12 protein-coding genes are annotated in these 11992 nt (G+C 57.2%); 6 read left to right on the forward strand and 6 right to left on the reverse strand.

Annotation, left to right across the window (positions count from 1 at the left end; translation table 11 throughout):
* Positions 1 to 113: 113 nt before the first annotated feature.
* Positions 114 to 791, forward strand: a complete 678-nt coding sequence (locus PQR67_RS05410) for a DJ-1/PfpI family protein (protein WP_408455491.1) — start codon at positions 114 to 116, stop codon at positions 789 to 791.
* A gap of 66 nt (positions 792 to 857) precedes the next feature.
* On the opposite strand, the gene PQR67_RS05415 is transcribed toward PQR67_RS05410, so the two are convergent.
* Entirely contained in the window at positions 858 to 1526 is a 669-nt protein-coding gene (locus PQR67_RS05415) for a hypothetical protein (protein ID WP_408455494.1), read from the reverse strand.
* Between the two features lie 336 nt (positions 1527 to 1862).
* Here PQR67_RS05415 and PQR67_RS05420 point away from each other — a divergent pair, with 336 nt between their 5' ends.
* Positions 1863 to 2591, forward strand: a complete 729-nt coding sequence (locus tag PQR67_RS05420; RefSeq protein WP_408455496.1) for a hypothetical protein — start codon at positions 1863 to 1865, stop codon at positions 2589 to 2591.
* Positions 2592 to 2798: 207 nt separating this feature from the next.
* Positions 2799 to 4478, forward strand: coding sequence for an ABC-F family ATP-binding cassette domain-containing protein (locus tag PQR67_RS05425; protein WP_408455498.1), 1680 nt, complete (start codon positions 2799 to 2801; stop codon positions 4476 to 4478).
* Positions 4479 to 4780: 302 nt separating this feature from the next.
* Here the strand turns inward: PQR67_RS05425 and PQR67_RS05430 are convergent, their stop codons facing one another.
* Entirely contained in the window at positions 4781 to 6247 is a 1467-nt protein-coding gene (locus PQR67_RS05430) for a surface-adhesin E family protein (protein WP_408455501.1), read from the reverse strand.
* A gap of 1094 nt (positions 6248 to 7341) precedes the next feature.
* Between PQR67_RS05430 and PQR67_RS05435 the strand changes: the two genes are divergently transcribed.
* The gene (locus PQR67_RS05435; RefSeq protein WP_408455504.1) at positions 7342 to 7674 is read left to right on the forward strand and encodes a barstar family protein; all 333 of its coding nucleotides are present in this window, start codon (positions 7342 to 7344) and stop codon (positions 7672 to 7674) included.
* 56 nt (positions 7675 to 7730) lie between these two features.
* Here the strand turns inward: PQR67_RS05435 and PQR67_RS05440 are convergent, their stop codons facing one another.
* Both PQR67_RS05440 and PQR67_RS05445 read right to left on the reverse strand, forming a co-directional pair.
* Positions 7731 to 8111, reverse strand: coding sequence for a hypothetical protein (locus PQR67_RS05440; RefSeq protein ID WP_408455507.1), 381 nt, complete (start codon positions 8109 to 8111; stop codon positions 7731 to 7733).
* 291 nt (positions 8112 to 8402) lie between these two features.
* Entirely contained in the window at positions 8403 to 8678 is a 276-nt protein-coding gene (locus PQR67_RS05445; RefSeq protein WP_408455509.1) for an immunity protein Imm33 domain-containing protein, read from the reverse strand.
* Positions 8679 to 8953: 275 nt separating this feature from the next.
* Between PQR67_RS05445 and PQR67_RS05450 the strand changes: the two genes are divergently transcribed.
* Complete coding sequence (locus tag PQR67_RS05450) at positions 8954 to 9529, forward strand: hypothetical protein (protein ID WP_408455512.1); 576 nt, start codon at positions 8954 to 8956, stop codon at positions 9527 to 9529.
* Positions 9530 to 9701: 172 nt separating this feature from the next.
* Here the strand turns inward: PQR67_RS05450 and PQR67_RS05455 are convergent, their stop codons facing one another.
* Positions 9702 to 10124 (reverse strand): RidA family protein, encoded by a 423-nt coding sequence (locus tag PQR67_RS05455; protein WP_408455515.1) that lies wholly within the window; start codon positions 10122 to 10124, stop codon positions 9702 to 9704.
* A 184-nt stretch (positions 10125 to 10308) separates the two neighbouring features.
* On the opposite strand from PQR67_RS05455, the gene PQR67_RS05460 reads away from it, so the two are divergent.
* A complete protein-coding gene (locus tag PQR67_RS05460) occupies positions 10309 to 11040 on the forward strand; it encodes a class I SAM-dependent methyltransferase (protein WP_408455882.1) in 732 nt (243 codons plus the stop codon).
* Here PQR67_RS05460 and PQR67_RS05465 read toward each other — a convergent pair.
* Positions 11037 to 11972, reverse strand: a complete 936-nt coding sequence (locus PQR67_RS05465) for a LysR family transcriptional regulator (RefSeq protein ID WP_408455518.1) — start codon at positions 11970 to 11972, stop codon at positions 11037 to 11039. The genes PQR67_RS05460 and PQR67_RS05465 overlap by 4 nt on opposite strands.
* Positions 11973 to 11992: the final 20 nt, after the last annotated feature.

Here is an 11992-nt window from a genome sequence, read left to right on the forward strand (position 1 = left end):
TTGGTGATATGGCATTCCCGCCATACGTTACTTGCGTACATTTTGTCTGTCCATCCCTGTGTGGCCGCCGAACATCTGGCATGCCATGTGCAATTACGCAACGAGGTTCTGCGATGACGCTCCAAATTGGGTTTCTCCTGTTCCCGCAAGTACAACAGCTTGACCTGAGCGGGCCGTATGACGTTTTTGCGTCGCTGCCCGATGTGGCAGTCCACCTTGTCTGGAAAGACCTCGCGCCGCTGAAGGCCAGCAGCGGGCTCACGTTGACACCCGACACCACCTTCGACAGTTGCCCGGCCCTCGACGTGATATGCATCCCTGGCGGTGCCGGCGTTGGAGATTTGATGGAGGACCGTGAGACGCTCGGATTCATCCGGCGGCAGGCCGGCAATGCCCGCTTCGTTACGTCCGTCTGTACCGGTGCTCTGGTTCTTGGCGCGGCCGGTCTCCTGCGTGGACGCCGCGCGACCACACACTGGGCGTTTCACGAATTGCTCGGTCCGTTGGGCGCTATTCCCGTGCGCGATCGGGTGGTCCGCGACGGCAATCTGGTGACCGGTGGAGGTGTGACTGCGGGAATCGATTTTGCCCTGACGCTGGCAGCCGAACTTGTCGGGACAGAGGAGGCACAAGCGGTCCAACTGGCGCTCGAATATGCGCCCGATCCGCCGTTCGACGCCGGCAGCCTGGACACGGCGCCGCAGCACATTGTGGAGCTGGTGCGTCAGCGGTCGGCAGGTTCGCTAGCGCGACGCTCGCAGATCGTTGCCCGGGTTGCCTCAACGCTTTGATAGGGGACATCCGATGCTATTCAACGGCGCGACGGCATACGCGCCGCTGAGTACCCCGCCAGAGACTTATATATTGATAATCGTCCACTTGACAGCGCCGTCGCGATTAATCTTTAGCCATTTATAAATCCATTTATTCTCAACCTTGATTCCGAATAGCTGCGCGGTTCCCGTGCCCACTTTGGCAAAATAACTGTCGTCTCCATCCGACTGCGAGATACTCACTTTCCTTCTGTGCTGCGAAAATGGCCCTGAAACAGCGAGTTCCGCCTCGTCTCGTCCAGCGCTCTTGTGGCCGGAATCAGCCGCGACATGACGAACGGATGTCTCATCGATTACAAATCGGCATCCTTCCAGCTTTGGCGTCATAAAAATATCGCACTTGTCCTCGTAATCGGACCTCAGGGCCGTCATCACCTTGTACCGCTCCCAGGTCAGCCAAAATACTTTTCTCGCGTTGGCCGACGGTTCTTCGCGGGTCAGGCTGATCTGAACGCATGCGCCGTTGGAGTTGGCAACGGCATAGGCAAATCCCGTGTCGATACTTAATTTGCTATTTCCGAGAAGAGGGATCGCTCCACTTACGGAAACGAGGCCCATTTCATTCGTTCCGCTACAACTCCTCAAGTATGTCCAAAACGCGTCGTAGTCGTGCCCCTTGGGCGCGCTGTCTTCAAAGCCCCAATCTAAGAGATCAGGGACACTATTATCGTCACGTCCGCGAGGCTCTTGCATCGACCCATCTCCTGTTCAGTAGATCCGACGAGTAGCGGACCGAAAACGCCGACAGCAGCCTGGGGCGCTCCTTTCCACCTGACGCGCTGTCCTGGCCTCTCTTCCCGGTCGAGACGGGCGGTGCGGGACAACCGCCACCAACATAGCTGCACGGAGTTTCCCAAACGTTCCCCACCCTCGACGAAGGCGCCGACGGGATCTTTCACTGATAGTGTGAATGAGATCGATGGTGGACATTTGTAACCGCGGCAGCGGATCGGACGGTAGGCGCATCGCCCGAACTCGGACCATCGTGCAATGGCCGTTATGAGGGTGTGATATTGTTTTCCCAATCCTATGAGTATTCCCGCGCTCCCCGAAAATTCGCCTCGATCGAGCTGGCTACCGGCCGGCACGCTTCTGCTTGTCGGTGCATTGATTGCGTCGCAGGCAGGTTTTGATATTGTTTTCAATGCAATCACTGGCGGTGTGCCGTGGATTCGCGTCGTTCTGTTTCTTGCATTGACCGTGATCGGGATTTTCTGTGCGCAGCGGACCGGCCTTCGGCTGGCTGCCCATGATCTTGGTCGACCCGTTGTAGTCGCTTTTAGTATCGGGTTGCTCGTCGCAGTTTACGTCGCGACCGTCGACCTCATCGTGTTCCGGCAATTGCTGCCGCCAGATTACGTTGCCTTTTTCGCCGGGCATCCCCTGTCAGAACGCCTGGTTTATTTCATGCTGCGCGCGTTCAACGAGAACATTTTTTACCGGCTTGTTTTCATGTCGACGATGCTGTGGGGCATGGGACTTGTTTGGCGGGATTCGCGAGGACAGATTCCAAACGCCGCTTACTGGATCGCCATTATTCTTGCCCAAGCTATTCCGATGCTGCTAAATGAAGCGCCGTTTTACCCGTCACACTTAACGGCTGCTTTCCTGCTCTATGTTGTTGCGCACTTTATCCTGACAGGCATTCTTTGGGGCTTTCTTTACTGGCGATATGGTTTCGTAACGGCAGAAATCGCCCACGTTAGCACCCATATTTTTCTGCAACCCGTCATGGGGTACGTGTTGGGCCCAGGTTAAAAAAGCCTGCCGCCGAAGCGTCATCAATGGCGTGTGCAGCGCCTGATTAGCCACGCAGCCGGAACGCCCGGTGCGCCAGAGCCCGCCTTGCTTTGCAGCCGGTGGGCGCCGCAAAGCGCAAGCGGCTCTTCACTCGCGCGGCCAGAAAAGAGGCTGCCTTGCACGTCCGGTCGGCTATCATGCCTATCCTCTCCGAAGTAGCTCCTTATGATTTCCGTCCGTAATGTCACGCTGCGCCGCGGCGTCAACGTTGTACTCGACCACGCGTCCGTCACCTTCACCCCCGGCGAAAAAATTGGCCTTGTCGGCCGCAATGGCGCCGGCAAATCGTCCTTTTTCGGCCTTCTTAACGGATCGTTGCACGAAGATGGCGGCGAGTTCTCAATTCCCGCCGCATGGAAGATGGGCCAGGTCGCGCAGGATATGCCGGAGACCGAGCAAAGTGCGACCGACTTCGTCATCGACGGTGACACCATACTGCTGGCCGCGCAGGCCGAAGTAGCCGCCGCGGAGGCCAGCGACGACGGCATGCGCATGGCGCACGCCTACATGGCCCTGCACGACGCCGGTGCACATGATGCCCCCGCGCGTGCCCAGGCGCTGATCCAGGGCCTTGGCTTCAGTGCTGCGCAGCTTAGCCAGCCGGTCAACAGTTTCTCCGGCGGCTGGCGCATGCGACTGCAACTGGCGCGCGCGCTCATGTGCCCGTCCGACTTGCTGCTGCTCGACGAACCGACCAATCACCTCGACCTGGACGCGCTGGTCTGGCTGGAAGCGTGGCTCAAGCGCTACGAAGGAACCATGGTCGTGATCAGCCACGACCGCGAATTCCTCGACGCGGTGACTCAGGTGACCGTGCACGTCGACAACGCAAAGCTGGTGCGTTATGGCGGCAACTACAGCAAGTTCGAAGACATGCGTGCCGAGCAACTCGTGTTGCAGCAGGCCGCGGTGGCCAGGCAGGCGGACAAGATCGCCCACCTGCAGACGTTCATCGACCGTTTCAAGGCCAAGGCCTCGAAGGCGAAGCAGGCACAGAGCCGGGTCAAGGCGCTCGAACGCATGGAGAAGATCGCGCCGGTGCTTGCCGACGCGGAGTTCACCTTCGAGTTCAAGGAGCCGCTCAACATCCCGAACCCGCTGTTGTCGATGCTGGACGCGAGCTTCGGCTACCCGGCGCCGGCCGACGCACCGCCGGACACGCCGCCGACGGTCATTGTGCGAGGCATCAACCGATCCGTGCTGGCCGGGCAGCGCATCGGCATTCTCGGTGCCAACGGCCAGGGCAAGTCCACGCTGGTAAAGACGGTGGCGCACGAGCTGGCGCCGATTGCCGGCGAAATCAGCGAAGGCAAAGGCCTGAACATCGGCTACTTCGCCCAGCAGGAACTCGACGTGCTGCGTCCTCTCGACACGCCGCTGGAACACATGATCCGACTTGCCAGGGACACGCCGGCGCACCTGCGTGCCCCGGGCCAGAGTGGCACCGAACAATCGCTTCGCACCTTCCTCGGCACCTTCAACTTCAGTGGCGACATGGTCCATCAGGCGGTCGGCACGATGAGCGGCGGTGAAAAGGCGAGGCTCGTGTTGTGCATGATCGTGTGGCAGCGCCCCAACCTGCTGCTGCTCGACGAGCCTACCAATCACCTCGACCTGGCCACACGCGAAGCGCTAGGCATGGCACTCAACGAATTCGAAGGCACAGTGCTGCTGGTCAGTCACGACCGGTCCCTGCTGCGCGCGGTATGTGACGAGTTCTGGCTCGTCACCAAGGGTGGCGTCGAGCCCTTCGACGGCGATCTGGACGATTACCAGCAGTTCCTGCGCGACGAAGCCCGTCGCATGCGCGAGCAGGCTGCCGGGGAGCAGAAGGTTATCGCCTGAGTTACCACCCCTGGCAGCTCAACTTTGAGAGCTTGTGCGTCTCTCACCGAATGTTGAATGGCCGCTTCACCGGAGCGCGACCGACCGCTCCGGGGTCGAACTGGGCCGCTCACCATCGTGCGGCGTTCGGCCATCAGCGGTCGGTAGACGGCACCCTCCGACCGGTAACAATTTAGGCCTGTGGATTCCTATGAGCCAGGCGCGTGTCCAAGACAACCCATCACGCTAAAGAGCGCAATTGCCGTCAGGAACAAGCCCATCAGGCGGAAGCACGCCATTCGCGGAATCGTTCAAATAGCACCTCATTGCTCGATGGTTACGGACTCGATACGAGTAGTTGATTTGCCGTAGCTACTCGATTCGCTTTCCGTGACGAGGAAGTAACGAAGCGCTTCCACGTAGTAGCCCGACTGCCGCGGTCGACCGTCGCCAGTACAATCGACCGGCCACGCACGGCCCGCAAGGTTGGCATTCAACGTTGCAGCGTCCATGGGTTTTCCGACTCGACAGGTTTCGTCGTCTTTGACTAACCTGCCCAGCCTTGAATTTCTCGAGCTGCTCCGATAGTCGAATGTCGCTCCGTCGGCGAACGTCGATACCGTCGCGCTGAGTTGCTCGGTAATGCTCCCGCCGCTCTCGGGTGTGTTGGTGATCATCCTTGAGCCAAGTTGTGCAAACCCGCCGACGGAAGCGCGATCGACGTATAAGGTTGAGTAGGATTCTCGCAGCAACGTTGTACCGTCCGACTGCGGTCGCAATTCGATCACGATTCTGGATGGAGAAAGCTGGGGTGAAGAACTGGACATCGTCTCTACAACGGTAGCTTTTGAAAAGCGTGCGATACCGGGCAGTGCCCGACCGAATGCGTCCGCTGCGGCCCGTACGTCGTCGGCTATCGGGCCGACTTCGATGGCAGGCATCTCAGGGGTTTCCGGCTTCTTACGGACAACGTCGCCACCGATCGGACCGGCGAAGTGTTCAGGATCGATCGGTGCGCCGCAAACGGCATGCGCGGCCTGTGCAATCAGCGGGTCGGATTCAATCGAGGTGGCGGGCGCAGGCGCATCGAGCAATTTCGTCGCGTCAGTAATATCGCCCCCCGGTGAAAAGTAGTAGCGAATTGGCACCTGCGCATTCCCGGCGGCACAATCGAGCGCGATCAATTCGCGAATTGAATCGTATGGCGCGCCATAGGGCGGATTGAGTGTCGTCTTCGGATAGTCGATGCGCGCCCAAACCAGTCTCAAGTTTCCAGAATCGCGCACGCTGCGCGTGTCGATCTGAAACAGCGTATCTCCGTCTCCTCTGCCAACGTTAACGAGACGCTCCCGATGCAGCGGTAGCGCGCATATCGCCTTCAGCCTCTCAAGGCGAGGTGGGGGCTCGTTATCCGACTTGAATACCGCTTGTTTGTAAGATCTGGACGCGTCCTCAAATAGCCGAAGGAATCTGCCGCTTTGATAGGTATCGGTCAGCAGCATTCGTTCGCGCTGCGCCGCGCAATCGATTTCCTCGAGCGACGTTGCTTGCATCGTATCGTCGCGGACTGCCTCACCACCGCGCTCCATGCGATAGACCGGGCCTTGCTCTGCGAAGTAGACGTCTTCACCGATACGAATGGCCGACTCCTGCAGGTACGTGAGGGTGGAATCTGTCGGCATCGGCGTCCAGTTCGCCGCAGCCGCGTTCCCGGATAAGCAGACAATGACCATCGATAACGGAACCACTGCGATGCGCCAGCGGCGGTGGAAGTCGGGCGTTGAAATCATATAGTGGATTGAGGGTGGTTTGTCCGGTCAGGTTCGCGTCGACGTGCGTACTTCCGATACGCTTTGTTCACCTCGTCGAGGAAAGATATTTAATTGGTTTTCGGCCAATTCCGTGAAAACTTTATTTTCGGCACGCGAAGAATTCGTGCCTGGGAAAAGTGACAGCGGCGTACGGATTCGCTCAGACTTGGCGATACCCGTATTGAACGGGGAAACTGAGCAGAGGAAACCGCCGGACCCCGTTCCGCCAGGTTCGGACGCTCGGCAGTTGCATCAATATTGTTGACAACTGTCAGTAACCACAAATGCATTCACACGAGTGAACTTCCCGGCCGGGAACCATAGCGCTAAAGTCCCTCGGACCTTGTGCCGTAAACCTGCTGATGTGAAGCGGTAGTCGTCACTACCGATGCGCGAGCGACTAGCTTGTTGTGTGCAGTGCTACAAGCCAATGGATCGCGATCAAATATTGGAACATGGATAGATAAGACAAAGGACCATGAGAAGGATAATAGCGAAAAATTTTACGCTTATCGTTGCCATCATTATCGGAGTACATGGCATAAGCGGTCTTTCTGAACTGGTCTCCGGACAGTTTATTTCTGGTCTGCTGACTCTTATGGTGACCGGTGCACTTGTCGCGTTTCTTATACGTCGGTATCAATCATTCCGGAGATACGAGAACGAAACGTACGAGTGGTATGTGAACCAGGAGCGAGCGGGTTCTGGTAAGCGGCCAATCTGCGTAACTTGCGGCGGCGTGTTTTTGCAAACGCGACGTCTAATGCGTTATACATACACACGTGAGCACTTCTGTGGAGCTTGCGGGACAGCGCTTTACTACTCTGAAGAGCGCTAAGCCGCTCAAATTTTATTTCGATTCAAAGGTCGTTCTTCTGTGAGACGAAGGACCATAATTAGTCGACGGGAGCCAAAAGGCATCGGGCAGAGTTGGGGCAGGAACAGGCGGTCGACGTCAGCGCCCAGATCATCGACAATTACCGTTGATGGGCCGTCGACGGGCCGCACTGGACATCAGGAAAGCGTGCGATGAGATTGAATGAAACTGGCGCGACAGAAATCGGAAAAGCGCGATGACGACTGTGTTCGTAGACACGACTGAAATTACGGATTGGCCTTCCTTCCATCGGGTTTTCTCACAGATCTTTGGTTTCCCCGCGTTTTACGGGAACAACATGGATGCGTTGATTGACTGTTTGAGTTACCTCGATGAGCCCGCCGCCAAGATGACGGGCGTGTATGTTAGATCGGGTGCCACGTTGGCGATACAGCTTGGCGCTGTCGACAGTTTCAGGAAGCGTTGTCCAGATCAGTTTGGGGCTTTGCAAGACGCGTGCGCTTTCGTGAACTGGCGTCGCACACGCGAGCACGGAGCCGCTCTGGTCGCACTGTCGTACTACGACTGACATTCGGGGGTGTGCCGGCAATCACGAGATGTTTGTCCGACCAGGAGGTCAAGAGCCTATGCTGGCCGCCAGTGAACAAATTCCGGAAACGGCACGCCATTGAGGAAGGCCAGAAAGACTTCCACAACCTGATCTGACATAAACCATTCATCAGCAAGCATCGGAATACTTCCCGCTCTGAAGACTAGGTGTGTGCCATCCGGGCGTACAAGGGAAGGCCAATCGTGAAATGCCCTCCAACGTTTTAATACGTCAACGTCGAAGCGCTCAATCATGCAGCTGACGCCTCCGCCGGCCACCTGCACATAGTTGCCTGCCGTGTCAGTCAACGACGCATGCGTCGACTTTCCATAGCTTCTAAGTGACTTGAGCACACGGGTGATCTGTACGGGTGTCGGTGCGATCATTCCCGTCTTACCCTCAATCTCGAGTTTCATTGGCAGATTTATTCGATACCCATCGCTCACGTGTCGCATCGTACCAGCGCTCCGACCCCGCGGCGAATGGTCGTTACCGGAAAAACCGACGGACCGCTACGGGTCGAACGGGCCTGCTCATCGCCATGCAGAGTCCGTCCACGAACGGTCGGCGGCAACGTGCATGTAGATCATCAACAATCACGCTCCCACATGCAGCGCTTGAGCGAAGCGACGCCCGTTTAGCCCCTATTGCGCGAGTAGAGTTCGATCCTCCCACACATCCTCGTAGCCTTCCGCGACCGGAAATCTTCAGCCGACCGGCAGCGCGAGATATGGCAGGACGAGTGGTGCCCATTGCTTAAGATGTTCGCCGTGCAACGGGACGAAGAAGTCTGGATCTTGCGAAAGCGTCTCGCCCGCCCAGATGAACCAGCCGCTAGTGCCAGTATCCGCATGGATTCTGATGCCATTTAGCGGGCGGGTTCCGCTCTTTACGTTCAACGACACGCCGAATTTCAGATGCACATCGCAAGCGAAGAATGGGGTGTGAAATCGCTGGCAAACTGTCCGTTGTTGTTCGTGCAATCGCGGGTCCATTTCAGTGTAATGCGTCAGTTCGTTAAGATACACCACCCTGCCGATGAACCTGCCTTGGCCTCGTATTCAGAATGCATCTTGGGCTGTATGAGGCCATAGGGACCTGGCAATCATTTGATTTATTTTTTACGCGAATCGCTCAATCGGGAGTTGTGCTTGTCATGGATATGTTTCTTCGAATTCACGATGTATATTTGTCGATGTCTCGCTGGAAGGTGATAACTCGCATTTACAGTGAATCAGGAATTTTCTGGAGAATTACGATGTGGGCGATGAAGGTTCTCTTCCTGGTCATCGCACCATTTGGATTCTTTGCATCGTCTTGGCATCCATTCTTTATGGCTCTCCTGGTAATAACTGCCATTTTGGCAGTGTCCTTTCACAAGGCTCGCTCAGAGGTTTTTGCTGAACTCTACCGCCTCTACCCAGAACCGATGAGGTATTTTTCAAAAAACTATCAATTTATTCGATATCTATCGTTCAGGAAGCGTCTTGAGGTAGATTCTCTTGCGGGAAGAGTGAAAGAGGCGCTGGCTTTTGCCGACACTCTAAACGATCCTCGGCCTCGCTCGCCGATAACGTCGCATCCGCTTATCACTTTTATGCTTGGTGCTGTCCTGGCGATATTAAGTGGTGTTGCCGGACAATGGTCCATGAAGTATGTTGTCGGCGTAATATTGGTTTTGATGCTGATGGTGTATTTTGCTTGCGTGATCCTTGATGCTACACAGAGGCCAACATCCGACTTAAAGGAATTCAGGCAATTTTTGTTGTGGACAATTGAGCAATCGGCGACCCAACGGCACGTTGTGGTGCAGGCGAACGCGGTCTTGGAGTAATTCCTTGGGTTTGTCGGCTTAGTTATCGGACGCTTGACAGGTCAAAGCGTGACAGTGCCCACGCGAATGCCAAATGATCCGATCTCGTCGCTCGACCCGGCTGAGTTCCGTCGGGAAAAACTGATCGCCGAGGTAAGCGGCCAAACTCGTCGAAAAGAACACGCACTAGCGCCTAGTCGCCCCGCGCGGGATGGCGAAACCGCGAACAGGGAATTTCAGCGATCGCCGCGATCTCGATCAGCAGTTCTGGCCGATATAGACGTTGGATTTGAACGGTCGTCGTGACGGGATACGGCGCGGCAAAAAATTCCTGACGGATGTCGCCGGTGGTCATGAAGGCTTCAATGTCCGTTGCATAGTGAACCAGTGAAATCACATCTGCCATCTGTCCACCCATCGATGCCAGGACGCTGCGAATATTCTCCAGAACCTGTCGCACTTGCGCGCGGATGTCCCCCAGCCCGACGACTTGCCCGTGGCGATCGAGCGACACTTGCCCTTTGAGATGGACGATACGGCCATCTCCTTGAATAACCGCCATAGAGAAGGCGCCGAACGACGCCCAAACTTCCATCGGATTGACTGCATCTACCATTGCCAGACTCCTGCGTTGGGGGTGCCTCCGAGCATAATATCTGGCAAACGACGAGGCCATTGAATGACCGTTGTCCGCGCGACCAGGTGCTCGCTCAAGGTCAACTGGTCGTTCGACACCGATATCCAGATCGCCGACAATCACTAGAATTCCCCTTTGACGCCGAAGCCAACGCGTGACAGACATGAATGAACCGAGGCAGTCCATTGGACGTGAAGCGTATTCCGAGTTTGCAGAACGCTACGCTGAAGCCGTGACGACAAAGCCGCACAACGCGCTCTACGAACGCCCCGCGACCATGTCGCTTCTTGGTGACGTCAGCGGTTTGCATGTTCTCGATGCGGGATGCGGGCCAGGAATTTGCAGCGAACATCTCGCACGAAGCGGTGCAACGGTTCATGCCTTCGACGTAACACCACAGATGGTCGAACTTGCACGCCATCGATGCGCCCAACTTCCGGTCGAAGTGACGACAGGCGACCTTGCTTCTCCGCTCGACTGGCTTCCTGCCCAATCGTTCGACAAGATCTTGTGTTCGCTCGCCTTCGACTACGTGGAAGACCTTAAACCGGTTTTCAGCGAGTTCCGACGTGTCGCCCGACACGGAGCGACGTTAGTGTTTTCCATGGCGCACCCTATGCGCGACTGGATGGATGAACGAACCCGTGGCGAGGGGACATACTTCACGACCTCCCGCTTCGGGCTACATTGGTCAGGTTTCGGTGAGCCGAAACCTTACGTGCAGGCTTACCGTCGACCTCTTTCCGACATCCTCAACGGATTGACTGAAAGCGGCTGGCTATTGGATCGCTTTGTCGAACCTCAACCGCTCGCCGAGATGCAAGCGGTGTCGGAAAGTCTGCACGCGGAGCTATCACAAGCCCCCGCATTCATTTGTGTGCGTGCACGCTGCTAAGCGGGTGAACTGGGTTCATGGTGCGGTGCATCGAGCACATGGCGATGGTCGGACACGTAGCCGGTAATCGCATTGATCACCATTTGAATACGCGGCATGCGGCGGAGATCGGGGTGACCGACGAGCCATAGCGTCGACGCGACAGCGGCCAGCGGCGGTGTAATACGGCGTAGCCGCGCGTCGGCATCACCGAGAAAGCACGGCAACAGCGCGATACCCATGCCCGCGCCCGCAGCCTCTCGCAACGCAACCAGTGAATTGGTCCGATGCACGATCCGGGTGGGATCGATTCGCGTCGCGATCCACTTCGACGAGGCGAGGTGGGCCAGGCTTTCGTCAGGACTCAACCAGTCGAGCGTAAGTGGATCGGCATCGACCTTGTCCGCGAGGTACCGGTCTGCGCCATAGATCGCGGATGCGACTGTGGCAAGAGGGCGCGCAATCAGATCGTCCGGCACCGTGGCCGCCGGCCGTAGCGCGATGTCGGCTTCGCGACGCGTCAATGTGGAGAATGCATTTGCTACGACCACTTCCACGAGAAGCCCCGGATGCGAGTCACGCAATGCCGCAAGCGCGGGGGCGATGAAACCGAACAGCGCTTCGGTGGTTGTCAGGCGCACCGTTCCTGTCAGCCTCAGGTCGTGTCCGGCGAGCCGCCGCCCGGTTTCGTCGATTTCGTGCAGCACACGCTCCGCCATTTCAATGGCTTCACTTCCCGCGACCGTCGAGAGATAGCCCGTCCGGCTGCGGTCGAAGAGACGCACGCCAAGCCGGCGTTCGAGGTGGCTCAACCGTCGCCAGGCACTCGCATGGTTAAGTTTCAGTGCGCGCGCGGCGCCCGCCAGCGTTTTCGCCTGGGCCAGCGCGGCCAGAAGCCGCAGGTCCTCCATATCGAACATTCCTTGTTTTGCGGACAAACTTGGATTGCTCATATCCAGTATTTCCTTGCCTT

The sequence above is a fragment of the Paraburkholderia fungorum genome (assembly GCF_046026025.1).
Classification (GTDB): Bacteria; Pseudomonadota; Gammaproteobacteria; order Burkholderiales; family Burkholderiaceae; genus Paraburkholderia; species Paraburkholderia fungorum_E.